Source organism: Ruegeria sp. A3M17 (assembly GCF_003318255.1).
Classification (GTDB): Bacteria; Pseudomonadota; Alphaproteobacteria; order Rhodobacterales; family Rhodobacteraceae; genus Ruegeria.
On sequence record NZ_QOCF01000013.1, the window covers coordinates 14,458 to 39,570 of the forward strand.

26 protein-coding genes are annotated in these 25,113 nt (G+C 58.2%); 13 read left to right on the forward strand and 13 right to left on the reverse strand.

From position 1 onward, the window contains the following. Window positions 1–28 precede the first annotated feature (28 nt). Window positions 29–1,774: an arginine--tRNA ligase gene (gene argS / locus DS906_RS06640; RefSeq protein WP_113789428.1), complete on the reverse strand. Its 1,746-nt coding sequence runs from the start codon at window positions 1,772–1,774 to the stop codon at window positions 29–31. Between the two features lie 132 nt (window positions 1,775–1,906). On the opposite strand from argS, the gene DS906_RS06645 reads away from it, so the two are divergent. Continuing rightward, a complete protein-coding gene (locus tag DS906_RS06645) occupies window positions 1,907–2,458 on the forward strand; it encodes a hypothetical protein (RefSeq protein WP_113789429.1) in 552 nt (183 codons plus the stop codon). Here DS906_RS06645 and DS906_RS06650 read toward each other — a convergent pair whose 3' ends face one another. Further along, window positions 2,459–3,601, reverse strand: a complete 1,143-nt coding sequence (locus DS906_RS06650; RefSeq protein WP_113789430.1) for a deoxyguanosinetriphosphate triphosphohydrolase — start codon at window positions 3,599–3,601, stop codon at window positions 2,459–2,461. Between the two features lie 76 nt (window positions 3,602–3,677). Here DS906_RS06650 and DS906_RS06655 point away from each other — a divergent pair, with 76 nt between their 5' ends. Further along, window positions 3,678–4,001, forward strand: coding sequence for an iron-sulfur cluster assembly accessory protein (locus tag DS906_RS06655; RefSeq protein WP_113789431.1), 324 nt, complete (start codon window positions 3,678–3,680; stop codon window positions 3,999–4,001). A gap of 282 nt (window positions 4,002–4,283) precedes the next feature. Beyond that, window positions 4,284–5,063 carry an exodeoxyribonuclease III gene (gene xth, locus DS906_RS06660; RefSeq protein ID WP_113789432.1) on the forward strand — a complete coding sequence of 260 codons (780 nt, stop codon included), beginning with the start codon at window positions 4,284–4,286 and terminating at the stop codon, window positions 5,061–5,063. A 4-nt stretch (window positions 5,064–5,067) separates the two neighbouring features. On the opposite strand, the gene DS906_RS06665 is transcribed toward xth, so the two are convergent. Together DS906_RS06665 and dksA are read right to left on the reverse strand one after the other, a co-directional pair. After that, the gene (locus DS906_RS06665; protein WP_113789433.1) at window positions 5,068–6,219 is read right to left on the reverse strand and encodes an FAD-dependent monooxygenase; all 1,152 of its coding nucleotides are present in this window, start codon (window positions 6,217–6,219) and stop codon (window positions 5,068–5,070) included. Window positions 6,220–6,289: 70 nt separating this feature from the next. After that, window positions 6,290–6,712 (reverse strand): RNA polymerase-binding protein DksA, encoded by a 423-nt coding sequence (gene dksA, locus DS906_RS06670; protein WP_058274529.1) that lies wholly within the window; start codon window positions 6,710–6,712, stop codon window positions 6,290–6,292. A gap of 372 nt (window positions 6,713–7,084) precedes the next feature. Between dksA and DS906_RS06675 the strand changes: the two genes are divergently transcribed. The 5 genes from DS906_RS06675 (at window position 7,085) to DS906_RS06690 (ending at window position 11,222) form a co-directional block, all read left to right on the forward strand. Further along, a complete protein-coding gene (locus DS906_RS06675; RefSeq protein WP_113789434.1) occupies window positions 7,085–7,930 on the forward strand; it encodes a MoxR family ATPase in 846 nt (281 codons plus the stop codon). Window positions 7,931–8,046: 116 nt separating this feature from the next. Beyond that, window positions 8,047–8,496, forward strand: a complete 450-nt coding sequence (locus tag DS906_RS06680) for an N-acetyltransferase family protein (protein ID WP_369934225.1) — start codon at window positions 8,047–8,049, stop codon at window positions 8,494–8,496. After that, window positions 8,493–9,860, forward strand: a complete 1,368-nt coding sequence (locus DS906_RS06685) for a DUF2927 domain-containing protein (protein WP_113789436.1) — start codon at window positions 8,493–8,495, stop codon at window positions 9,858–9,860. Before DS906_RS06680 ends, DS906_RS06685 begins: the two co-directional genes overlap by 4 nt. A gap of 3 nt (window positions 9,861–9,863) precedes the next feature. Continuing rightward, on the forward strand, window positions 9,864–10,034 hold the full coding sequence (locus DS906_RS22275; protein WP_186437468.1) for a hypothetical protein: 171 nt from the start codon (window positions 9,864–9,866) through the stop codon (window positions 10,032–10,034). Between the two features lie 3 nt (window positions 10,035–10,037). Beyond that, the gene (locus tag DS906_RS06690) at window positions 10,038–11,222 is read left to right on the forward strand and encodes a VWA domain-containing protein (protein ID WP_113789437.1); all 1,185 of its coding nucleotides are present in this window, start codon (window positions 10,038–10,040) and stop codon (window positions 11,220–11,222) included. Between the two features lie 3 nt (window positions 11,223–11,225). Here the strand turns inward: DS906_RS06690 and DS906_RS06695 are convergent, their stop codons facing one another. Then, entirely contained in the window at window positions 11,226–11,894 is a 669-nt protein-coding gene (locus tag DS906_RS06695) for a hemolysin III family protein (RefSeq protein WP_113789438.1), read from the reverse strand. 220 nt (window positions 11,895–12,114) lie between these two features. Between DS906_RS06695 and DS906_RS06700 the strand changes: the two genes are divergently transcribed. Next, complete coding sequence (locus DS906_RS06700) at window positions 12,115–12,801, forward strand: M48 family metallopeptidase (RefSeq protein WP_113789439.1); 687 nt, start codon at window positions 12,115–12,117, stop codon at window positions 12,799–12,801. A gap of 71 nt (window positions 12,802–12,872) precedes the next feature. Here the strand turns inward: DS906_RS06700 and DS906_RS06705 are convergent, their stop codons facing one another. From DS906_RS06705 to DS906_RS06725, 5 genes are read right to left on the reverse strand one after another with little or no spacing between them, the layout of a single operon-like run. Then, entirely contained in the window at window positions 12,873–13,415 is a 543-nt protein-coding gene (locus DS906_RS06705) for an RSP_2648 family PIN domain-containing protein (RefSeq protein WP_113789440.1), read from the reverse strand. Further along, window positions 13,412–14,614 carry an RSP_2647 family RNA methyltransferase gene (locus tag DS906_RS06710; RefSeq protein WP_113789441.1) on the reverse strand — a complete coding sequence of 401 codons (1,203 nt, stop codon included), beginning with the start codon at window positions 14,612–14,614 and terminating at the stop codon, window positions 13,412–13,414. The genes DS906_RS06705 and DS906_RS06710 overlap by 4 nt, the downstream gene beginning before the upstream one ends. A 38-nt stretch (window positions 14,615–14,652) precedes the next feature. Beyond that, window positions 14,653–14,925 carry a hypothetical protein gene (locus tag DS906_RS06715; protein ID WP_113789442.1) on the reverse strand — a complete coding sequence of 91 codons (273 nt, stop codon included), beginning with the start codon at window positions 14,923–14,925 and terminating at the stop codon, window positions 14,653–14,655. Continuing rightward, a complete protein-coding gene (locus DS906_RS06720; RefSeq protein ID WP_113789443.1) occupies window positions 14,912–17,701 on the reverse strand; it encodes a glutamine-synthetase adenylyltransferase in 2,790 nt (929 codons plus the stop codon). The genes DS906_RS06715 and DS906_RS06720 overlap by 14 nt, the downstream gene beginning before the upstream one ends. Further along, the gene (locus DS906_RS06725; protein ID WP_233494715.1) at window positions 17,698–18,087 is read right to left on the reverse strand and encodes a nuclear transport factor 2 family protein; all 390 of its coding nucleotides are present in this window, start codon (window positions 18,085–18,087) and stop codon (window positions 17,698–17,700) included. Before DS906_RS06725 ends, DS906_RS06720 begins: the two co-directional genes overlap by 4 nt. A gap of 147 nt (window positions 18,088–18,234) precedes the next feature. Here DS906_RS06725 and DS906_RS06730 point away from each other — a divergent pair, with 147 nt between their 5' ends. The 4 genes from DS906_RS06730 to DS906_RS06745 all read left to right on the forward strand — a co-directional run bounded on the left by DS906_RS06730 (window position 18,235) and on the right by DS906_RS06745 (window position 20,452). Then, complete coding sequence (locus DS906_RS06730; protein ID WP_108858373.1) at window positions 18,235–18,657, forward strand: DUF2852 domain-containing protein; 423 nt, start codon at window positions 18,235–18,237, stop codon at window positions 18,655–18,657. A gap of 65 nt (window positions 18,658–18,722) precedes the next feature. Next, a complete protein-coding gene (locus DS906_RS06735) occupies window positions 18,723–19,154 on the forward strand; it encodes an RDD family protein (RefSeq protein WP_113789445.1) in 432 nt (143 codons plus the stop codon). 77 nt (window positions 19,155–19,231) lie between these two features. After that, the gene (locus tag DS906_RS06740; protein ID WP_113789446.1) at window positions 19,232–20,056 is read left to right on the forward strand and encodes an arginyltransferase; all 825 of its coding nucleotides are present in this window, start codon (window positions 19,232–19,234) and stop codon (window positions 20,054–20,056) included. A 6-nt stretch (window positions 20,057–20,062) separates the two neighbouring features. Further along, complete coding sequence (locus tag DS906_RS06745; RefSeq protein WP_113789447.1) at window positions 20,063–20,452, forward strand: VOC family protein; 390 nt, start codon at window positions 20,063–20,065, stop codon at window positions 20,450–20,452. 135 nt (window positions 20,453–20,587) lie between these two features. Here the strand turns inward: DS906_RS06745 and DS906_RS06750 are convergent, their stop codons facing one another. From DS906_RS06750 to DS906_RS06760, 3 genes are all read right to left on the reverse strand, one after another. After that, window positions 20,588–22,942, reverse strand: coding sequence for a TRAP transporter large permease subunit (locus DS906_RS06750; protein WP_113789448.1), 2,355 nt, complete (start codon window positions 22,940–22,942; stop codon window positions 20,588–20,590). Between the two features lie 17 nt (window positions 22,943–22,959). Continuing rightward, complete coding sequence (locus DS906_RS06755) at window positions 22,960–23,886, reverse strand: TRAP transporter small permease subunit (protein ID WP_113789449.1); 927 nt, start codon at window positions 23,884–23,886, stop codon at window positions 22,960–22,962. Between the two features lie 121 nt (window positions 23,887–24,007). Beyond that, window positions 24,008–25,090, reverse strand: a complete 1,083-nt coding sequence (locus DS906_RS06760; protein WP_113789450.1) for a TRAP transporter substrate-binding protein — start codon at window positions 25,088–25,090, stop codon at window positions 24,008–24,010. Window positions 25,091–25,113 lie beyond the last annotated feature (23 nt).

A 25,113-nucleotide genomic window follows, 5' to 3' on the forward strand; every position in this document is an offset into this window, starting at 1 on the left:
CTCGTACCGGCGCGTCGGGCGGTGTTAGTTACCGCATCTCCTGCGCCGGAGTGACGCCAAGAATACCCAAGCCCGCTGAAATCACAACAGAAACGGCCCGGGCCAATGCGATTTTTGATTGGCTTGTGGCAACATCGCCATCCTGAATGAATCGCAGTTGCGTTTCATCGTTGCCCTTATTCCATAGCGCGTGGAAGTCACCCGCCAGCTCATACAGGTAAAAGGCAACCCGATGCGGTTCATTGGTACGTGCGGCAATTTCGATCAGACGCGGCCATTCGGCCAGCTTTTTGGCCACCGTCAGCTCTGAGGCATGGTCGATCTTGCCCAGGTCAGCACCTTTGAGGGTCGCGTCATCCGTAGTGATATCCGCCTCAGCGGCACGGCGCAGCACGCTCATGACACGGGCATGGGCGTATTGCACGTAGAACACAGGATTCTCGCGGCTTTGTTCCAACACCTTGTCGAAATCGAAATCCAACGGCGCGTCGTTCTTGCGGGTCAGCATCACGAACCGAGTCACGTCCGGGCCAACCTGATCTACCACATCGCGCAGGGTGACAAAGTTCCCTGCCCGCTTGGACATCTTGAACGGCTCGCCATTCTTCCATAGCTTCACCAACTGGGTCAGCTTGATATCAAGTGGCACCTTTCCATCGGACAGAGCTGAAACAGCCGCTTTCATCCGCTTGACATAACCACCGTGATCCGCGCCGAACACGTCGATCAGTGCATCAAAGCCACGGGTCACCTTGTCATAGTGATAGGCGATATCGGGGGCGAAATAGGTCCAGCTACCATCCGATTTCTTAACCGGGCGGTCGACGTCATCGCCATGTTCGGTCGATTTGAACAAGGTCTGTTCGCGCGGCTCCCAATCCTCGGGCTTTTTGCCTTTGGGTGGTTCCAGCACGCCTTCGTAGATCAGGCCCTTATCGGTCAGGGACTTAAGCGCAGCCTCGATCTTACCGGTGCCATAAAGCGATTTTTCGGAATAGAACACGTCCATCTCGACACCCAACGCCTTCAGGTCGGCGCGGATCAGATCCATCATTGCGTCGGTCGAAAACTCGCGCAGGTCTTCCAGCCAGTCGCTTTCCGGCTTGTCGATCAGGCTGTCGCCGTATTTCTCTTTCAGCGCCTCACCAATCGGGATCAGATAGTCACCGGGGTACAGCCCCTCGGCGATCTCGGGGCTCAGACCGTTGGCCTCGCGATAGCGCTCATACGCGGACCGCGCCAGTACATCCACCTGCGCGCCCCCGTCGTTGATGTAATATTCACGGGTCACGTCATGGCCCGAATACGCCAACAGGCTCGCCAGAGCGTCACCAAACACGGCACCACGTGTATGGCCCACATGAAGTGGCCCAGTGGGGTTCGCGGACACGTACTCCACGTTGACCTTCTGGCCATGCCCCATGGACGAGCGGCCATAATCAGTGCCCTGTTCCAACACCGCTGCCAACACACCCTGCCACACCGATGCTGCAAGCCGCAGGTTCAAAAAGCCCGGTCCGGCAACTTCGGCACTGGTGATCCGATCATCCGCGGCCAATTTCCCGGCCAGCACATCGGCAATGTCGCGCGGTTTCATCTTGGCCGGTTTCGCCAACACCATTGCGGCGTTGGTTGCCATGTCGCCATGCGCCGCATCGCGCGGCGGTTCGACTGCCACGTTGTCAAAACTCAGCCCCTCGGGCAATGCGCCTTCGGACTGCATCTGTGCCAGCGCGTCCAGCACGAGGCCGCGGATCTCGGAAAACAGGTTCATTTCGGATGTCCTTTTGCTTGCTCGGCGGTTTACCACGCAAAGCGGCAAGGTCAATGGAAGCGATCAGTTTGGGCTTGGATTAGCGGCAGACTCAGCTAACGTCGGTGGAAATTCAAGCCGGAGACACCCCCCATGCGCCTTGCCCTGCCCCTCGCTTTTGTTCTGACCTCTGCCCTGCCGCTTTGGGCCGACATGCCTGAACCGCAAGGCCATGTACTTTTGACCCTTGGCGGAGCGGTCACGGAAACCAACCTGCCAGCCCGCGGCGAAAACGATGGCGGTCTGCTGGGATACTTGGAGGTTCAGCACGACGGCGCGGCAGGGTTTGACGCATCCATGCTGGACGGTCTGGAACAGGTTGAAATCACTATTCCTTACGGCCCGGAAGACAATCAGCGTGACATCGCCTTTTCCGGGCCACGCCTGTCGGACCTGTTGATCATGGCCGGGGCTGAAGGAAAAACCGCCAAGCCAATGGCCATGGATGGCTATCAGTCTGAAATTCCTTGGGACAGCATCACCGCCCATCAACCCATTGTCGCGACCCATGCCGACGGCTCACCGATGGGCGTTGGCGGCTATGGACCCACTATGATCGTCTTCCCCCCGACCGATGACCCCGACTTGGCCGCCGAACAGTCGGGCCAGCAGGTCTGGGCGTTGGCTTACATCGGGGTCGAGTGATCAAGCACCAGCCAGCCTTGCATGATCCTGCAGGGCAAATCGGTCGGTCATACCCGCAATGTAATCCGAGACGATCCGCGCCAGCGCGGTTTCATCTCTGGCTGCCTCAATATCGTCATGCCACCGGGTGGGCATCTGCTTCGGATTGTTCAGATAGATTGGGAACAGATCTTCGACGATCTTGCTGACCTCGGCGCGCACATCCATGACGCTGGGCGCGCGGTACATCTGCTTGAACAAAAAGGCGCGGATTTCCCTGAGTTGCGCCCACAATCCACCCGAGAACTGGATCACCGGATAACCAAGATTGCGAATTTCCTCGACGGTCTCCGCGCCCGAACTCGTGATCAGCCCACGCGACGTGACAATCACATCGGAAACCATAACGCCAAAAACACGGCGCAGCGCCTCATGCCGGCGCCGATAAGAATCCAAACCCGGATATCTCCGATCCACCTCGGCATAGCAGTCACCGACGATAGGCAATTGCCCGATTTCATCATCCGTGAACAGACCCGCCCTCAACCCGTCCAACAGGTCATGGTTGTTATAGGCTATATCATCCGAAAGGGCGGCAACTTGTGCTTCGGCACTGGCATGAGTGTACAGCTCCAGATCGAAACCCGCGTTGCACTCGGCCAGCGCCCACGGCAAATCACCGGTGACCGGCCCGTTATGCTTGGCAATCCCCTCTAGGCACTCCCATGTCAGGTTGCATCCGTCAAACTCGGCATAGTGGCGTTCCAGCTTAGTGACGATGCGAATGGCCTGTGCGTTGTGGTCAAATCCGCCGTAAGGCTCCATGAGCACATGTAGGGCATCTTCGCCCGTATGTCCGAACGGTGTGTGTCCCAGATCATGCGCCAACGCCACGGCCTCGGTCAGTTCACCGTTCAAGCCCAAAGCCCCGGCGATTGTTCGTGCGACCTGTGCAACTTCGATGGAATGGGTCAGGCGCGTGCGATAGCTGTCGCCCTCGTGCTCAACAAACACTTGTGTCTTGTGCTTAAGCCGCCGAAACGCGCTGGCGTGAATGATCCGGTCCCTGTCGCGTTGAAAGCATGACCGGAAACTGCTTTCTTCCTCTGGCACAAGCCGCCCCCTGGCGCGGCCTGGGTTCGAGGCAAAACCCGCTATGTTCAAAGGCCTTGTCCTTGTCGCCTGTCCTTGCACTTTCTATATTGTAAGGCGTAAAGGAAATAAACCTTTGGAGTTTGGCATGAATCTGCCCCCCACAGTTACAGAACGCGCCTTTGAACGTCTCGCCGAGATCGGTGCAGCCGATCAGGGGCAAGCCCTGCGCGTCGCAGTGGAAGGCGGCGGATGTTCCGGATTTCAATACGAAATTGCGCTTGACGAGCCCAAAGCGGACGACCTGATCCTGGAAGGCAATGGTCAAAAAGTGATCGTGGACGCGGTTTCACTGCCGTTTCTTGAAAATGCTGTGATCGATTTTACGCAAGAACTGATCGGCGCGCGATTTGTAATTGAAAATCCGAACGCCACTTCCTCGTGTGGCTGCGGAACCTCGTTTTCGATGTAACAGGCAATGGGGGCTTTGCCCCCACACCCCCAGGATATTTTTGGCCAGATGAAGAAGGGATCCGCTCTCCGACGCAATGGCCGAAGAGCTTCACCTGGCGCGATCATCGGCGTCCCCGCCTGTACCGCAAGAGTGTTGTCTCGCGATTTGGTTAAAAATCCGTATCTTCATCTGGCTAAAAATATCCCGGAGCGCGAGGCAGAGCCTCGCTAGCCCGCCATCCTCCTTGCCGCTGGGCCAGTTCTGCGCGATAGGTTGCCGTAAGGCTTCGGAGGATCGCGCATGAAAATCGCCACGTTCAACATCAACGGTATCAAAGCGCGGGCCGAGGCATTGCCCCGATGGCTGGATGAAGCCCAGCCGGATGTGGTGCTGTTGCAAGAGATCAAGTCGGTCGACGAAAACTTCCCACGCGAGCTGTTTGAAGAGCGGGGCTATAGCGTTGAAACCCACGGGCAAAAGAGCTTCAACGGTGTGGCGATCCTGTCCAAGCTGCCACTTGAGGATGTGTCTCGGGGCCTTCCTGGTGACGACGAGGACGAGCAGGCCCGTTGGATTGAGGCGACCATCATTGGCAAAAAAGCCCTTCGGATCTGCGGTCTGTACCTGCCGAACGGTAACCCGGTGCCGGGTCCGAAATACGAATACAAGCTGTCTTGGATGGAGCGACTATATGACCGCGCGCGCGATTTGCTGGCGAGCGAAGAGCCCGCGCTGATGGCCGGCGACTATAACATCATTCCCCAAGCCGAAGACGCCAGACGTCCAGATGCGTGGCGCGAGGACGCTCTGTTTCGGCCAGAAAGCCGTGCGGCGTTTCGCAAGATCCTGAACCTTGGATTTACCGAAGCGTTCCGCGCCGTAACCCAAGGCCCCGAGCATTATTCGTTCTGGGATTACCAAGCCGGCGCATGGAACCGCAATGACGGGATTCGTATCGACCATTTCCTGCTCACGCCGCAGGCCGCCGATTTGCTGCGCGATTGCAGGATTGATGCCGAGATACGCGGGCACGAAAAGCCCTCGGACCATGTCCCGGTCTGGATCGATCTGGATCTTTAAAAGGTCAAGCTGTCGCGTCGTAGCTGTAAATCCAATCGTATTTCCGGGACAATCGTGGCCCTATCGCCATCAGAGCCGCCTGTGCGGCCAGCCGCATCGGGCCGCGCAGGTGGAAATTTCGGGCATTGGCCCCGGCTGCAGCAATCACACGCTGCGCCCTTCGGTGACGGCGGGTTTCATAGGTGGACAGCGCCTGCTCTATCCCGGATTGGTCATCAAAAGATCGGGCCAGGACCCACGCATCTTCAAGCGCAAGACATGCACCCTGCGCTATAAAGGGCAGTGTCGGGTGGGCCGCATCCCCCAACAAAGCAACGCGCCCGTTCTGCCAGCGTTCTGCGACGGGTCGCAGAAACAACGCCCAGATGTGGGGTTCCTGTATCTGCCCCAGAATTTCCCCGACCGCGCCGCCAAAGTCGGAAAATCGAGCGCGCAGTTCCTCGGGGTCACCGCGTCGGCGCCACCCCTCTTCCTGCCAGTCGGATCGTTCCTCGATCGCAACAATGTTCATCAGTGTGTGGTCGCGCAGAGGATACGTTACAACATGCCGGCCCGGCCCCATGGTCAGAACGGCGCAGGGTTTGTGATCGCGACGCGCCCAAGGAATCGTCGCTCGCCAAGCCACCTGATGCGTGAATACCGGCGCTTCGGGCCCGTTCAGGTCTGCGCGGATCGTGCTTCGCCCACCGTCGGCGGCAATCGCACAATCAACGCGCAGGTTTGTACCATCTTCCAGAACAATCTCGGCTTCGGAGGGATGTTTGCGCACCTGGGCAACTCGTGCGTCCAGTCGAAACTCGACACCGTCCCGAAGCGCTGCTTTGTGCAGCAATCCCAGCAGGTCAGCACGATGGTAGTAGTAGGTAGGTCCAGCGGCTGGGGCCGGTATCTCGCTGACAGGCCGCCCTGCCCGATAGTCCCGCAGCACCGTTCCGTGGGACCGCTGGCCCGCCTCGGGCGTTTCACCAACAACGTTTAGGGCACGCAGTACGACCATTCCGTTGGCGCTGATCTGCAAACCCGCGCCGACCTCGGTCAATTCGGCGGCCTGCTCAAAAACCACGACCTGAGCGCCGCGCTGCCGCAACGCCAGAGCGGCAGCGATCCCACCTATACCACCGCCGATGATGCCAAATTTCAGACCGTTGATATTCATATCACTGGCTTAAAGCAAAAACGCCGGAGCAAAAGGCCCCGGCGGTTGAGAATTCTGATTTTTCCAGCGATCAATCGTCGCGGTGGACCTTTTCGCGGCGCTCGTGGCGTTCCTGCGCCTCTAGCGTCATGGTCGCAATCGGGCGCGCATCAAGACGTTTCAGCGAAATCGGGTCGCCCGTCTTCTCGCAATATCCGTATTCGCCTTCGTCGATCCGACGCAGGGCCGAGTCAATCTTGGCCACCAGCTTGCGCTGGCGATCACGTGTCCGCAATTCCAGCGCACGGTCAGTTTCCTCGCTTGCGCGGTCTGCGACGTCCGGAATGTTACGAGTGTTGTCCTGCAGCCCTTCGATCGTATCGCGGCTGCCTGCCAAAAGTTCGGTTTTCCAATCCAGCAGCTTACGACGAAAATATTCTAACTGCTTGTCGTTCATGAATGGTTCGTCTTCGGCTGGACGATAATCCTCTGGCAGAAATACTTCCTGCTTCATTTTTGCTCCCTCGGTGTGGCCTGCAACGCCGGTCACCTTTGCTTCACCTGACATGCGGCAATCCCCTTCTGCGGAGCGTTTATCCGACAGCGGGGGGAATGTCACTATGGAAACTTAGCCCGGCTGCGTGCTGTTTCAGGTCGTCTAAATATGAGACTTAAAACAACAAATCCTTGTTTTTCTGTGAAAATTGGCAGGCTTTTTTGGGGCGCTCTCAAAATTGTCGCGCCCTATGTTAGCGCCCGAATCAACCAAAGGCATTGGAGTCGCACATCAATTTCGCCCTGCGCGACGCAGCGACCTGTCTTGTCAAATTTTTCGCCCCGCTATAACCCCAAGGACACATGCCGCGCGATATTGAATGAGGGGCCCATGACCGCACGTTTCCAAGGTACAGCTGAATATGTTGCCACCGATGACCTGACAATTGCGGTGAATGCCGCCGTTACGCTGGAACGTCCCCTGCTGGTCAAGGGTGAACCCGGAACCGGCAAGACCGAACTGGCCAAGCAGGTCGCCGGCGCACTGGGGTTGAAGATGATCGAGTGGAACGTCAAGTCCACCACCCGCGCGCAGCAGGGCTTGTATGAATATGACGCGGTTAGCCGACTGCGCGACAGCCAGTTGGGCGACGAGCGCGTGCATGACGTGTCGAACTATATCCGCAAGGGCAAACTGTGGCAGGCCTTTGAAGCTGATGAGAAAGTCGTGCTGCTGATCGACGAGATCGACAAGGCCGATATCGAGTTTCCCAACGACCTGCTGCAAGAGCTCGATAAGATGGAGTTCCACGTCTACGAAACCGGTGACACCATCAAAGCCAAAATCCGACCGATTGTGATCATTACGTCGAACAACGAAAAGGAACTGCCCGACGCGTTCCTGCGGCGCTGTTTCTTCCATTACATCCGCTTCCCGGATGAGGCGACCATGCGCCGGATCGTCGACGTGCACCACCCGGGCATCAAGGATGCATTGCTGACCACAGCGCTGACCCAGTTTTACGAAATCCGTGAAACGCAGGGGTTGAAGAAGAAACCGTCGACCTCGGAAGTGTTGGACTGGCTCAAGCTGTTGCTGGCCGAAGACCTGACCGCCGAGGACCTCAAACGTGATGGGGCCAATGCGTTGCCCAAGTTGCACGGCGCGCTGCTCAAAAACGAACAGGATGTTCACCTATTTGAACGTCTCGCCTTCATGGCGCGCAGCAAACGCTGAGAATATTGAACACTTGGTGATCCCCGCTTGCCATGCGGGGGGCCGGGTGTCAGCATTGGTTATAAGACCGTCCGGCGTTGTCGGGCATTCCGACCTGACGACATAGGAGCCATTGCTTGCCTGACGCCCTCAATATCCGAGCGTTGCAGCCCGAGGACCGCGCCGAATGGGCCGGAATGTGGCGCGACTATCTGGCGTTCTATGAAACGACAGTGCCAGAGCAGACATTTGACAGCACCTTCGCACGGTTGCTTGGGGATGATCTCAATGATTTTTCCTGTTTCGTGGCCGAAGCGGATGGGCATCTTATTGGTCTGACCCATTACCTGTTTCACCGCCATGCGTGGAAAGAGGAAAGCGTTTGCTATCTGCAAGACCTGTTCGCCCGGCCCGAGGCGCGCGGAACCGGCGTTGGTCGCGCCTTGATACAGGCAGTTTATGACGAGGCAGACCGGCGAGGCGCGCCGTCCGTCTATTGGCTGACGCAAGAGTTCAATCACACAGCGCGCAAGCTCTATGATCGGATTGGCAAGCAAACGCCCTTTATCCGGTATCAACGCCCATGATCAGGGTCGCTGCGGTCCTGTTTGGCTTTGCCGTTGCCGGATGCACCGCGGTCACCACCCCTGAACCGCCAACACGCGTTAAGGCGATAGAGGCAAACCTGCCGCCCGCCAAAGCGTTCACGTCAACCCGACCAAGACCACCCGCTAGGTCGAACGCTAATATTGCGTCCGATTTCCTTTCCCTGCACTTCGCGCTAGAAGGCGGCGCCACCCTGCCCGTATTCACCCGGTTCGAGGGTCCCGTCACCGTTCGGCTTACGGGATCGCCCACACCGTCAATGCAGCGCGATCTGACCCGGTTGTTGACGCGTCTGCAACGCGAGGCCAAGATCGACATTCGCCAAATAACGGATGGCCAGGCCAATATCACCATCGAGGCCGTCAGCCAGGAGCAGATCCAGCGCATACTGCCGCAGGCGGCGTGCTTCGTGGTTCCCAACGCGTCCAGCTTTGAGGAATACCGTAAGGACCGTCGCAAGCGAAAAAGCAGCTGGACGGCTCTGCGCAGCCGCGAACGGCTGGGCATTTTCATTCCCTATGACGTCAGCCCGCAGGAAAAGCGCGACTGCCTGCACGAGGAACTGGCGCAGGCACTGGGGCCGCTGAATGATCTGTACCATCTGCCGGATTCTGTGTTCAACGACGACAACATCCACACCATTCTGACCGGCTTTGACATGCTGATCCTGCGTACGGCTTACTCGCCCCAACTGCGCAGCGGCATGACGCGCGAACAGGTCCAGGCCGTCCTGCCCGGCATTTTTAGCCGGCTGAATCCGCACGGCGACACTTTGCCCGCGCAACCTGTTTCGGACACGCCGCGTGAGTGGATCAACGCCGTCCAAAAATCGCTTGGATCAAGGCCAAACACCCGCAACCGCGTGAAAGCCGCGGAAAGAGCGGTTCAGATCGGACAGGAACAGGGCTGGACCGACCATCGGCGAGCATATCCGCATTATATTCTTGGCCGAATGGCGCAATTCGACAATCCGCAAGAAGCGATCCGACACTACGAAATTGCCATGCAATTTCTGCGCTCAGCTCCGGGAACTGAAATTCATCAAGCTTATGTGACCACGCAAACCGCGGCCTTCGCGCTTTCGCAGGGAAAAGGACCAGAGATCCTGCCCGAATTGGACAAGGCAATTGCAGTCATGTCGCGGGCCGAAAACGCCTCTCAATTGGCAACTCTGTTACTGTTGAAATCCGAAGCGCTCAATCAGGCCGGACGTCCGAAACAGGCACGTACCGTCAGACTGGACAGTCTGGCATGGGCGCGATACGGCTTTGGCTCGAAAGTCGTGGTCCGGTCGCTGATGCAGGAAGTTGCCGAAGGTCCGTCCACCAACAACAGAGGCGGGTAACGCATGGTCGTAGTTTTGGGAATGGCGTTATTAGGGGCGATCCTTGGCGCGATGAAGGCTCGCAAACGCAATGGCAGCGGCGCGGATATCGCCCAATATGCAGCCGGTTACGGCATCGCATTTGCCATTGTAGGTCTGGTGCTATCCCTGATCCTGGTTCGTTTGGTGGGTTAACGCATGTTTCTGCCCTTTTTCGAAAACCTCCGCAAAGCTGGCATTCCCGTATCACTGCGCGAGTATCTGACTTTTCTGGAAGGCATGAAAAAGGGTCTGGTCACCTATGATGTCGAGGCGTTCTACTACCTCGCCCGCGTTTCGATGGTGAAGGACGAGCGCAATATCGACAAGTTCGACCAGGCCTTTGCCGCCAGCTTCAAAGGTCTGGAAGAGATTAGCTTTGATCAGGTACTCGAAGCCGTCGATATCCCTGCCGAATGGCTGGCCAAGATGGCCGAGAAACACCTGTCGAACGAAGAAAAAGCCGAGATCGAGGCCATGGGCGGCTTTGAAAAACTGATGGAAACGCTGCGTGAGCGTCTCAAGGATCAGGAAGGTCGTCACCAGGGTGGCAACAAATGGATCGGCACCGCCGGGACATCGCCCTTCGGGGCCTATGGCTATAACCCCGAAGGGGTGCGGATCGGCCAGAAGGAAAGCCGCCATCAGCGCGCGGTTAAGGTCTGGGACAAGCGTGAATTCAAGAACCTGGACGACACGGTTGAACTGGGCACGCGCAATATCAAGGTCGCGCTGAAACGCCTGCGTCGTTGGGCCCGCGAAGGTGCGGCTGAGGAACTAGATCTGGACGGCACCATCCGCGCCACCGCCGAACATGGCTATCTGGACGTCAAAACCCGCCCCGAGCGCCATAACGCAGTCAAGGTGCTGCTGTTTCTGGATGTGGGCGGCTCGATGGACCCACATATCAAGGTTGTCGAAGAGCTGTTTTCCGCTGCAAGAACCGAGTTCAAGCATCTGGAATATTACTACTTTCACAACTGCCTGTATGAAGGCGTCTGGCGCGACAATCACCGCCGATGGGATCAGCAGACCTCGACCCACGAAGTACTGCGCACCTATGGTTCAGACTACAAGTGCATCTTCGTCGGCGACGCCTCGATGAGCCCTTATGAGATCGCCTATCCTGGCGGCGCGAACGAACATTGGAACAAAGAAGCCGGTCAGGTCTGGCTGCAACGTGCACGCGAGCAGTGGACATCAAATCTGTGGATCAACCCGGTGCCGGAAAAGTACTGGGAATACACCCATTCCATCGGCATGATCCGCGAGGTTTTCGAGGACCGCATGGTGCCGATGACGCTGGCCGGTTTGGAACAGGGGATGCGGGAACTGACCCGCTGACCGTCAGATCTGCAGGACCGGCGCCCAGGCAATGCGGAACGAAACCGCAAGGAAAAACAACACGCTGCCTGTCAGAACGAAGACATGCCAGATTGTGTTGTGGAACGGCAACCAATCCAGAAGATAAAAGGCGATGCCCGCGGTATAGACGATGCCTCCGGTGATCATCAGCGCCACAACTGGTTGCGACAAGTCTGCGAGTAGTGATTGACCTGCCCAAACGGACGCCCATCCCATCAACACATACAGCGCCAAACCGAACCAACGGAACCGGTGCGGGTCGATCATTTTCAGGATTGATCCAAGGGTCGCAGATGACCAAAGACCGATCATGAGCCCAGTCATTGGGGCACCGGAAAGCAAGATGAACGGCGTGTAAGTACCTGCAATTTTGACGTAAATCCCCGAGTGATCGAGGCGGCGCAGCAGCTCACCCCATCGGTCAGACTGAACCATATTGTACAAAGCCGAAAACGACAGCATCAGGATGAGCGTGAAGCCGTAGACCGAGACCCCAAGAACAGCGGCAGGCTCGGTCCGGTATAAGGCGGTCAACGCGATCAGCGCCGGAACGGCAACAATAGCCGCTGCAACGCCAAGGACATGAACAACACCATCACTGACACGTTCAGCCCTGCTATAGGCCGGGCGGATATCGGCAAATGACCACATAAATTAAAAGCTATGGCGCAACCTGCCCTGCTGCAAGCCTGGCCGCCGCTGTGTTTCACCTGTTCACCTCAGATTGATCGCCTTCAAACGGGTTGCCAGCTGCAATTTTCTGTTGCCCTGTGGGCCGTTGGAAACATCGGACATCAATCCTGTTGTTCAACCCGGTGATAATGACACTGGGCCAGTTGCTTAATCCCCTGCCGGGAACCATATTTGTAATATGCTACGTCTGACCCCGATCCTGCTGGCGATTGCCTATGCCATTGTGATGTACCGGATTTCCGTCTGGCGCACCCATAGGGACCTGGATGCAAAATCAACTGAACTGGCCGACCCTGCCTTGAAACGCATGACCGACCGGCTGGCTGCAGCGTTAGAGATCGACCGGGTGCCGGTCTACATCTATGAGATTGACCCGGTGAACGGTCTGGCGGCACCGGACGGACGGATTTTCATCACGCGTGGCTTCTACCGAAAATTTCGCAGTGGCGAGGTTTCCGCCGAGGAAATGGCCAGCGTCATCGCGCATGAATTGGGTCATGTGGCACTGGGGCATGCGCGCCGCCGGATGATCGACTTTTCCGGGCAGAATGCGCTGCGGGCCGCTTTGATGATGCTGCTGAACCGCTTTATCCCGTTCATCGGCGCGTGGATCGCCAATATGCTGACACACCTGTTGGCGTCGCGCCTGTCGCGCACTGATGAATATGAGGCTGATGAATATGCCGCCGCTTTGCTGACCAAAGCCGGGATCGGGATCGGGCCACAGAAGTCGCTGTTTCACAAGCTAGAAGACCTGACGCAGCAGCGTGCAGGCGTTGTGCCCGTCTGGTTGATGAGCCATCCAAAAACAGACGAACGGATCGCGGCTTTGGAGGCATTGGAGCAGCGTTGGAATCGTGGCTGATGTATGGGCAGCGAGAGGCCAGCCTATCGCGCTCTCCGGGATATTTTTAGCCAGATGAAGCTGGATCCCGGTTACGCGGCGAGCGCTTTGCCCAAGCGTGGGAGGCGGGCTTTTTTCATAAGCGGGCGCAGGGTCCATTGGTCGCCCGACAGGCGGTTGGCCTCGGCCAGGACACGGTTGGCTGTGTCGCTCATACCGTCGGGATCGGATTGCCAGAAGCTGTGCAGCAGACCGTCTGGATCGCGGCGGTCCAGCCCTTCCTCGGATAGGATGTTTCGGGGAAAATCCTTAGCATTAACGGTGACGATCACGTCCGCCGAGGATGCAACAGCCGTTGCCAGAACGTGGATATCCGCGCTGTCCGGCAGCCAGAGCCGCTGTTCGACATTGGTTGCCGCAGGAAACTCGGCTTTGGGCCAATTGGCTCGCGCCAGTGCGATTTCGGCGCGGGCCTGAGCCTCGCCTGTTGGGCCCAGCTTACGGGCCGCGCGCGCCCATTCCTCGAGGATGCGCGCCGACCAAACGGGGGTGAAATGGCCTATTTTGGCAGCGCCGAGCAGCATCTCTCGCATCACCGTGGGGTAGATGACGCAGGTATCCAGAACTGCTCTCACAGCCGGTAGAACACAGCTTTGAGATAGCCGCTTTCGGCCAGTTGCGGGAGTTGTGGATGGTCGGGTCCGGCAAAGCCCGTATGGATCAGTTGCGCCTGTCGCCCTGCCCGACCAATCCCACGAGACGACGCGTCGCGGAACCGGCCCAGATCGGCCGCGTGTGAACACGAGCACAGGCCCAGATAGCCGCCGGGTTTGACCAAAGCTGCCGCCAAGCGGGACACACGTTCATAGGCGCGCAGTCCCGCGTCCAGCGCTTGTCTGGAAGGGGCAAAGGCGGGCGGATCGCAGATGACGACGTCGAATTGCGCACCTTCTTCGCCTAACTGGGTCAGGACCTCGAAGGCGTCGCCTTGGCGGGTTTGGAACGTGTCAGCAAAACCAGAGGCGTCGGCCCCTTTGGTCGCGAGGTCCAGCGCGGCTGCAGATCCATCTACGGACAGCGCCTGCCCCGCGCCACCGGCCAACATGGCCAGTCCGAAGCCACCCACGTGGCTGAAGACGTCCAATACCAGCGCGCCAGGTTGGACCAGTCGCGCCGCGAAGGCATGGTTCGGGCGTTGATCATAGAACAGACCGGTTTTTTGGCCGCCTGTCAGATCGGCCATATACGTGGCGCCGTTCATCGGCACTGGCAACGGCGCATCGGGCGCGGTACCGCGCAATGTAACGTTCACATCGTCCAAACCTTCCAACCCTCGAGTCCGGCCCGAGGCGTTTTTGAGCACGGTTGTCACGCCGGTGACAGTGACCAGAGCTTCGGTCAGAGTTTCCAGATGCGCCTCGGCCCACGCGGCGTTGGGCTGGATCACACAGGCATCGCCAAACCGGTCGATGATGACACCGGGAAAGCCGTCCGCTTCGGCGTGGATCAGGCGATAATAGGGTGCCTCGAACAGACGTTCGCGCATCTCAAGCGCACGGCGCAGGCGGGTTTCGAACCACGCGACGTCGAGCTGGGCTTCAATATTGCGATCCAGAACGCGGCACATGATTTTGGAGTCCGGGTTCACGGCAACCAGCGCGATGGGCGCGCGTTTGTCATCCTCAAGCACCGCCAGTGCCCCTGCCGGGATCTTGCGTGTCCGACGGTCCGTCACGATGTCATTGGCGTATACCCAAGGAAAACCGTGGCGCAGGCCACGTGCGTTGGCTTTGGGTTTCAGGCGGATACGGGGATGATCGGCAGATTGGGTCATGACGCCCTCATAGTCGCGAACGCCACTGGGGAAAAGCCCTAGCGGTCGCGAGACCGCCAACCGCCCCGCCGCTTGGGCGCTTGGGCAGATTGTAATCCCTCTGCCAGCACTTGCGTCATCGGGTGATCAGCGTCCTGCTCGGAATAGGCGGCATGAAGATCGACCAACGCCTGGGATTGGTCCCGTTCAGGAGGCAGGCTGAGCGCCCAGTCCAGAAAAATGCTGCGGCATTCAGGCAATGTGATGCCTTCGATCCGGTACGCTTCGCGGATCAACCCTTTGTGATCATTTGGATCTTTACTCTGCGCCATCATCTTCGCCCCTGATCACGCCGCCAATAATCTCAGCGGCCGTGCTGTAGTTGTCTTGCAGCGCGCTTTGCAGCTGTTCAACCTGTTCAAACCCAGTCGCGCGGCACAGGAAGGCAGACCCGCCTTCGCCGACCTTGTCAGCTTCGATGACCTTGCCGGACAACAAGCGCGCCGCGCATTGTACGGACCAGCATAGGTCGTAGCAGTCCTTCAGCGTTTGCGCCTGAGCGACGTCCAACAAACCAGCAGCGGCGGCGCCGTCTAAACCGGAATGCACATCGCGTTGCACCACACCTGACAACAGCGCCCCGGTTTCAGCCATCAGCTCGATATCCATCATCCGGCCGGGGCCGTTCTTGGCGTCCCATATCCCCGCTGGTGATTTGGCTGCGGCCAAGCGGGCGCGCATCTCGGCCACTTCGCGCAGGGCCTTCTGCTGGTCACGCGGTTGCGACAGCAGGTCTGTGCGGAACGCCTCGATATCTTTGGCCAGACCATCGTCTCCGGCGATCACGCGGGCCCGCGTCAAGGCGAGATGTTCCCAGACCCAGGCCTCGTTCTGCTGATAGTTGGTAAAGCTGGCCCAACTTGTCGCCACCGGCCCCTGATTGCCTGACGGACGCAGGCGCATATCGACCTCATACAGCCGCCCTTGCGACATCGGCGCTGATAGGGCCGTGATCAGCGCCTGCGTAAACCGTGCGTAATAAGTGCGAGTGGCCAATGGGCGTGGCCCCTCGGACATATCCTGATCCAGAGGGTCATAGATCACGATCATATCCAGATCGGACTGCGAGTTGATCCGCCCAGCCCCAAGTGACCCCATGCCCAGCACGGTTGCACCGCGCCCCGGTGCAGGACCGTGTTTACCGGCGAACTGTTCGGACACACGCGGCAGGATCGCGGCAATGACTGCACTTGCAAGCTGAGCGTATTGCTGCCCTGCCTGTTCGCCATCAATCAGCCCACGCAAGTGATGAACGCCCACGCGGAAATGCCATTCTTTGCACCAGCGGCGGGCCAGATCGAGTTGGCTTTCGTAATCCGCTTCTTCCGAAAGGGCCTGATGCAGATCCGCCTGCAGCGTGGCCTGCCACGGCCAGTCGCTAAAGAAACTCCCGCCGATCACCGCATCAAACACCGATGCATTGCGCGACAGATGCGCCGCCAGTGCGTGGGATGTCCCGACAATATCAATCAGCAGGTCGATCAGTTGGGGGTTGGCCTCAAACAGTGAAAACAGCTGAACGCCGGCGGGCAAGCCTGACAGAAAACCATCCAGCGCCCGCAGCGCCTCGTCCGGTTGCGCCGTTCTTGCCAAACGCGATAGCAGCTCGGGCTTGAGACGTTCAAATATCCGCGCGCCGCGTTGCGATCGCAGTGCGGGATATGTCGTCCAGCGGGCCAGAACGTTCTGGTCAAAATCCACCTCGCCAACTGGCGCGCGCGTCGAGGAACCGGGCGCAAAAAAGCCTTCGGTCAGCTCGTGCACTTCGGTCAGCCTGTGGGTCAGGTCACGGGTCAGTTCGTCGACGTCGACCCCCATCAGGCAAGCGACGCGCTCGATACCGTCCGGCGATTGCGGAACCTTGTGGGTCTGAGCGTCATGGATCATCTGGATACGGTGTTCGACCTCACGATGGGCGCGGTAATGATCAGTCAGCTTGTCTGCCACGTCCTGCGGGACCCAGCCTTTTTCGGCAAGCGCCGCCAATCCGGGCACCGTACCGCGCACGCGCAGGTCAGGGTCACGCCCACCGGCAATCAACTGGCGGGTCTGGGTAAAGAATTCGATCTCGCGAATACCGCCTTGCCCCAGTTTCATGTCATGACCCGGAATGGTCAGTGCCCCGCCGGTTCCCTTATTTTCACGTATGCGCAGGCGCATGTCGTGAGCGTCCTGAATGGCAGCAAAATCCAGATGTCGTCGCCATACAAACGGCCGCAGCATATCCAGAAACCATTGTCCTGCCGCAATATCGCCAGCGCATGGGCGTGCTTTTATATAGGCCGCGCGCTCCCACGTGCGGCCCAGGCTTTCATAGTACCGCTCGGCCGCCTCAGCCGCCATGCAGACCGGCGTTACCGCTGGGTCCGGGCGCAGGCGCAGATCAGTGCGGAATACATATCCATCCGCCGTCTTGTCGCTGAGCGTGGCGCAGAAATTGCGTGTCGCTCGCACCATGCCTTGTCGCGCTTCGTAGAAGTCATTGGGATCAAACCGGGTCTCATCGAACAGGACGATCAGGTCGATGTCCGAACTGTAATTCAACTCGTACGCACCCATCTTGCCCATCGCCAGGATAATCATCCCCGCGGCGGTTTCGACGTCGTCCGGCCCCATGCCCGGTAGCTTGCCGCGTCGGATCAAGTTGGCGATCTCGGCCTTGGCCGCCACATCCGCCGCCAACGCGCCAAAATCCGTAAGCGCCGCGGTCACCTTTTCCAATGGCCACGCGCCCGCCAGATCGGCCAGAGCGGTCAGCAACGCCATCCGACGCTTGGCCAGCCGCAGCCCCGGTTTCAACTGATCCGGCGGGAGCATTCGCGCAGCCTGCAAAACGTCGGCCAGCGCTTGATCGGGGTGTTGCAGCGCTGGGGCCAACCAATCGTTTTCGTGATCAATCAAGTTTTTCAGATAAGGGCTGGACCCTGCTGCCCCTGCGATCAACTCGCCCTGTTCGGATGTAATGCCGCTGACCGCCGTGCGCGCATCATCGCCAAGCGACTGATCGAATGCACGTGGCAGGCGCTGAATGGAAAGAGGCCCAGTCATTTCCCCTCCAGGGGCGTATCCTGACTGAAACTGTTGACCCAGACGTCATGCCGCCGTTCCCAAAGCGACGAGATTAGCATCGCCTCCCAACCCTCAGCCTTGGGTCGCTGATATTCGGCACGGTATGACAGCAGAACAATGTCTGACGTCAAAACCCGCAACCGGGTGTCGCTTAGCTCATAGCGCGCCATCGTCGGCGCGTCGGCAAACTGCCCCACATGATCATCCCGGTTCGCAAACCCTGTCGGATAAACCCCCATGAAATCCGGGCTCAGCAAGGCCCGGTCTGCGGCCGCATTGCCTTCCATCAGGGCGGTCCAAACCTGCTTTTCCAGGTTTAGAATTTCATCCAGCGTCGGAGGTGTCGTATTTTCAACATGTTGCATAGGCGGAAAGTGCGCCCGTTCCACAGCAAGGTCAACCACCGCAAATTACAAAATGTAAATCATTTTTACATCGACCCCTTGCAACCCCCGCTTCAGTCCCCATCTAGACAATGTGAACGCAATTTACATCAAACCCGGAGAACCCAAATGACCGCATTGTCCGACCACGCCGTCCCACAAAATCCGGGGTGGCTCTCTCGTGCCGAAGCCTGGATGGATGACAAGGGCAAAGGGGCCTGGATCGCCGCCATGGTCCTTGGTTTCATCTTTTTCTGGCCCGTTGGCCTGGCTCTTCTTGCCTATATGATCTGGAGCAAACGCATGTTCAGCAAATCCTGCAGCCGTCGCAAATCCTGGCACAGCCACATGAGTGCGATGAAGCCATCCGGCAATAGCGCGTTTGACGCCTACAAGTCCGACACCCTGGCCCGGCTCGAGCGCGAACAACAGGAATTCGAGTCTTTCCTGCGACGCCTGCGCGATGCCAAGGACAAGGCTGAGTTTGACCAGTTCATGGACGAACGCGCCCGTGAAAACAACGATGAGGCTGAAAACGGCGAACGCGCCTAAGCCGACCTTGCCCTGTCCCGACATTCGGGACAGGGTGTCCTAAATTCTCAGCCGGAAATCAGAATATGACCCACCTGCCCGACCCAGACCGACAGCCAGAATTTTACCAGTCTGTCGCGACCAAGCGTTTTATCGCCTGGCTGTTCGACATCGCCTTTATCTCGCTGTTGTGTACGGTGGCCATCCTGCTGACCTTTGGTCTGGGCTTTTTCCTTCTGGCCCTGATCTATGCCGTTGTCAGTTTCGTCTATCGTGTGATTACCATCGCCAACGGCTCGGCCACACTGGGCATGCGCTTTATGGGGATCGAACTGCGCGATTCATTCGGATCCCGGATGGATTTGGGCAAAGCAGTGGCCCACACGGCCGGTTATTTTGTCAGCATGGCCTTTCCGGTCATACAAATCATCTCAGTCATCATGATGCTGACCAGCGCACGTGGCCAGGGACTTACCGATGCGTTCCTTGCAACTGTCATGATCAACCAGCGCGCGTAAAAAATTCAACGACGTGAATCACTTGGCGGTTTTAGGATCGGTTGTTATCATCCGGTCCAAGGAAACACGGAACGTTCATGCGACACACGCTGCCAATCGCGCCACAATTCTATGTGACGGCCCCACAGCCTTGCCCTTACCTTGAGGGCAGGATGGAGCGTAAATTGTTCACTGCCCTTCAGGGAGAAGGTGCGGATCAGCTGAATAACTCATTGTCCCAACAAGGGTTTCGCCGATCGCAAAACGTGTTGTACCGCCCGTCCTGCTCCGATTGCGCGGCCTGTCTGTCGGCCCGGATCGACGTGACGGCGTTCCGCCCAAGCAAAAGTCAGAAACGCGCGGCAAAACGCAACGCGTACCTGCAACGCCGGGCGAACTCACCCTGGGCCACGGACGAGCAATACGAACTCTTCCGCCGCTACCTGGATACCCGCCACGCGGATGGTGGAATGGCCGATATGGACGTTTTCGAATTCGCCGCGATGATCGAAGAAACGCCGATCCGCAGCCGGGTCGTGGAATATGCCGACCCCAAAACCGGGGATCTGATCGGCGTCAGCCTGACGGATGTCCTGGATGACGGCCTCAGCATGGTCTACTCGTTCTATACTCCCCAGCAACCGCAGAACTCGCTGGGCACGTATATGATCCTCGACCACATCGACATCGCGCGCGAAGCCGGGTTGCCATATGTCTACCTCGGATACTGGGTGCCGGGCAGCCCCAAGATGGGCTATAAAGCGCGCTTCTCAGGGCTTGAGGCCTATTACCAGGGCGAATGGATAAGCGTAAACAACCCATCTGAACTGACGGATTCCAGCCGCCACCCTTTGTCCACCGCGCCAATCGCGGAACAGGTTGCCAGCATCCAACTGCCCGACCGCCACCCTACCAAAGGCTGATATCCCATGCCCCAAAGTCTCTTCGCCGTCACCCTCGTGGTGCCGGACTACGACCACGCGATCGCCTTCTATACCCAAACACTCAGTTTCACCCTGCTGCAGGATGTTGATCTCGGCGGTGGCAAACGCTGGGTCCGGGTTGCCCCGCCGGGTTCGAGCGACGCATCTCTGCTACTGGCCAAGGCAGATGGCCCAAGCCAGACCGCTGCAGTTGGAAACCAAACCGGCGGGCGCGTCGGCTTTTTCCTTCAAACGGATAATTTCCAACGTGACCACAACGCAATGGTCACAGCAGGCGTCCATTTCGAAGAAGACCCACGCAATGAACCCTATGGCATCGTGGCCGTCTGGCGCGACCCGTTCGGCAATCGCTGGGATCTGATCCAGTTTACCTGATCCGCACTTCATCTGGCAAAAAATATCCCGGGGTTGAATTGGTCGCAGACCAAGAAGGGGCAGCGCCCCTTCCCCCAAGCACCAAAGCAAAGGGGGCCCAAAGGCCCCCTTTTCAATTTGGTTATGAACGTCGCATCAATTCGGAATCAGATCCGGAACGATGGTCACGATCGACGGGAAGAACCACAGGATCGCAATCCCGACCACCTGAATGATCACGAATGGAATGATCCCACGATAGATGTGGCCTGTTGTGACCTCTTTGGGTGCAACACCCCTGAGGTAGAACAGCGCAAACCCGAACGGCGGCGTCAGGAACGACGTCTGAAGGTTCACCGCCACCATGATCGTCACCCATTTCGGATCGAACGAGCCTCCATAGATCACCGGTCCCACGATGGGGATCACGATGTAAATGATCTCAAGGAAGTCCAGCACGAAGCCCAGAATGAACAGCACCAGCATCACGATCAGGAAGACCGTGAACTCGTTGTCAAAGCTGCGCAGGAACTGCTGAATATAGTGCTCACCTCCGAACGAGATCACCACCAGGTTCAGCAATTGCGATCCGATCAGGATGGTGAACACCATCGAGGTCACCTTGGCCGTTTCGCGCACCACCGGCGTCAGAACGCCGCTGGTAAACAGAACCCAGCACCCAAACAGCAGACCGAACAGGGCATACAGATAAGCACCGTAAGCAATTATGAAGGCGACCCAGGTCTCAAAGTTTACATTGCTCTGATTGATGCGCAGATCAAAATTCACGCCCATCAGCAGCGCGATGATCACGGCAAAAGTGGCCCAGATGATCACCTTGCCCGAGCGTTCTTGATCCTGCAGCTTGCGATAGGCTGCCAGCATGATCGCTCCGCCCGCCCCAAGTGCTGCCGCGGGTGTTGGGTTGGTCACACCGCCCAGGATTGAACCAAGTACTGCGATGATCAGAACCAATGGCGGAAAGACCACCCGGATCAGATCGTTCGTGGCACATCGGGCTGCCGCCTCCTTGCAGCCGTACATTGCCAAGGCAAAGGGCAAAGCCAGAAGGACAAAGGTCAACCCCGAAGACGTTGTTGGTGCAATCAACAGAACATCAACCAGCAACATCAGCAGCAGACCGATAGCCCCCAGAATCAACGGCTGCGTCGGTTTGGACGGCGCAATGCCGCGGCCCATGACCAGTGTCAGACCCAACAGAACCACAATCACCGCAACACCAGTGCCAATCGGCGCCGCAGCGGCGATCTTGGCCTCGCGTGCCGCGACCAGCGCCTCTTCGCTCAGTCGTTCGGCGTTGGTGACACCGCCTGCAGCATCAATCGTTTCCTGCTCGGATACGGCCTGATCCCAAGCGGATTGCCCGTGCAGTTCGATCATCGACACCTTGCACTGCTCGGACACATTGGTGCGCAGCGACGCGCCCGCACCGATATCCGAGAACGCCGAGACGTTGATGTTCTGGCTACCAATGACCCCCGAGCTGCCCAGCAGAACTGCGCCAACGATCAAGGCGACAGGTGCGCCAAGCAACCATGTCAGGCCTTCACTGCGCGTGATCGGCTCACCACTGCCGCCGGACATCGGCACCGCTGGTGCCTTATCAGGGTTCAGCAGTGCATAGCAAAATGCATAAATCGCGTAGAGCAAGGCCAGCATGATCCCAGGCAACAGGGCGGCCTGAAACAGCGTACCGACCGAAACCACAGCCGGTTCCCCCAGATAGGTCAGCGCATCGGTACAGCCTGCGTCCTGAGCGCGTGTCTCCTGTGCGGTCGAATAGAGATCACCCGCCAAGGTGCCCAACAGAACGATCACAATGGACGGCGGAATGATCTGCCCCAACGTGCCCGAAGCTGCAATCACACCCGTCGCCAGTTCAGGCGAGTAGTTGTTGCGCAACATGGTCGGCAGCGCCAGCAGGCCCATGGTTACCACGGTTGCACCAACAATACCGGTCGAGGCCGCCAGGAATGCCCCCACGACCACGATCGACACAGCCAGACCACCCGGCAGCGGTCCAAAGACACGCGCCATTGTTGTCAGCAGATCGTTCGCGATCTTCGAACGCTCCAGCGTGATGCCCATCAGAACGAACATCAACACGGCCAGCAATGTCTCAATTGACTGACCCGCCAGTACACGTTCGTTCATGCGGTTCACGATGAACGAGACGTTGCGATCCAGCGCGGTTTCCCAACCTGCGGGGAAGACCGCCTCGCCTACCCTTGGTAATTCCGGGTATCGGAATATGGATACGGCATCCGGTTTGACCCCGGAATTCACCAGATCACGATAGGCTGTTGAGCCGGTGTCGATGGCCTGATGGATCAGCAGTCCGGCACTGTCCAGCGCGGCGATGATCCCGAATGAGATGATACCGGCCCCGCCGATGGCAAAGGCCACCGGGAATCCGGAAAGGATACCCCCAAAGAGGCAGAAGAATACGATAATGAGGCCTATCTCGACGCCATCAAGTCCGAATAACATAGTCTGGGTCTCCGTCCCTAATGTGCGCCTTCGTAGGCTTCTTCACCCTCGCCAAGGCTGTCCTTGTCGAGGTATTTTCCAATGCTGTCCGGCCCTTCCACGTATTCCAGATACGAGCGGTACAGGAATGCGATCGCGTGCAGGAATACCATCGCGGCAAAGGCCACCAGCAGTATCTTGAACAGGAAGTATCCGTTGAACCCATTTGGGCTGAACCCGATGGTTTCGACATTCCAGCGCAGCGCGCGGGATTTCATCACCAGACGATCCAGCGTGTCACTGGCCGACGGTTTCGGCACGATCAGGTGCCGCCACATGAAATACCAGCCATACATCCATGTCAGCACCGCCATCGGCATCATGAAGAAAACCGCACCCAGCATGTCGACCACGCGTTTGGCGCGATGGCTGATACCGGCGTAGATTAGGTCAACACGTACGTGACCGCCTTGCACGAATGTGTAGGTACAGCACAGACAGACAACCATCGCGTTGTAGAGTTTCAGCTCTTCCGCGAACCAGCTGATATCCATCTGAAACGGGATACCCAGGCCAAAGGACATATCCGGGCGGGTAAACACGCGCTGCATGAACACGATGACGATCTGCTGAATGACCATCAACAGACCGGCCCAGGCAAAGAATCGCCCGGCGGTGTTGGCGAACCCTTCCAGGCCCCGCACCATGCCCCACATGAAATTCCGGTAGTACAGCCCGATGGCCGTCAGAACCAGAAAGAGTGTGAAAACCACAAAGAAGAACTCGACCGATCCACCGTAATAGACAAAGCGCATGATCGCTTCTTTGTCCGACCAGTTCAGCCAGAGTTGCGGATGCGAGATGGCGTATCCGAAATTATAGAAGGCTTCGGCAATGTTTTGAACGAACCACACAAGTCCGTTCCACAGGGCGCCGAAGAACGAGATACCGTTTTCGTCCTGCATGTTGTCCCCAGGTCGTATCAGTTGCACTGCTGATTATAGCGGTTTGATGGGTCCGCGCATACGCAACAGGAAAAGGTTTCCCCGCGATTGCGGGGAAACCAATTGTTCGTTTGGAAATCGTTTAGCCGCGAACGCGGTTACGCTGTGTTGTGTAAACACCCGACGACAGGCCCTGCCAGCCGGCCGACGACGCCGACGACGCCATGGCGCTGTCGTGGATCTTCTTGAACAGCTCGTCGCCCATGTTTTCGTCCAGCACTTCCTGGCTGGCTTGGCCGAACGCATCCCAGACGCTGTCGGGGAATTCCATGACCTTGACGCCGCCCGACTGCAGACGCTGCAGGGCCGCACCGTTGTTGGCCAGGAATTGCGCCAGATTCCACTGGTGTGCTTCGCCTGCGGCAATCTCGATGATCTTCTGCTGAGCAGGTGTCAGGCTATCGAACACGTCGCGGTTGGTTGCCAGCGACAGGCCTGCATTCGGCTCGTGGAAACCAGCGGTGTAGTAAACCTTGGTGATTTCCTGGAAACCGGCCTTTTCGTCGGCCCACGGACCGATCCACTCGGTACCGTCGATCGCGCCGGACGACAGCGCCTGATACACTTCCGAACCCGGAATGTTCTGCACCGAGGCACCCAGTTTACCCAGAGCTTGACCACCCAGACCGGGCATACGGAATTTCAAACCCTGGAAGTCTTCTGGACCGTTGATCTCTTTCGAATACCAGCCACCCGCTTGCGCGCCGGTGTTACCTGCCAGGAACGATTTCAGACCAAAGATCTGGCCCAGCTCGTCATGCAGCTCCATGCCGCCGTCCTGATAGTACCAGTTCACCATTTCCTGAGCGGTCATGCCGAACGGAACAGCGGTGAAGAAGGCATAGCCCGGGTGCTGGCCAACAAAGTAGTAGTCCGCCGCGTGATACATGTCGGCCTGACCCGACGAAACCGCGTCAAAGACTTCGAATGCGCCAACCAATTCACCGGCAGCCTTGATGTCAACGGTCAGGTTGCCGTCCGACATCGCAGTGATGCTGTCGGCGCAGCGCTGTGCGCTGTCGAAAACACCCGCCAGGCCGCGACCCCACGAGGTTACCATGGTCAGCGTGCGCTTGCCTTGCGCATACGCCGGTGCCGCCAGCGTGGTGGCTGCAGCTGCCGAGCCGCCCAGAGCAGATGTTTTTAGAAATGAACGACGATCCATATGAGTGTTCCTCCCCTACATAT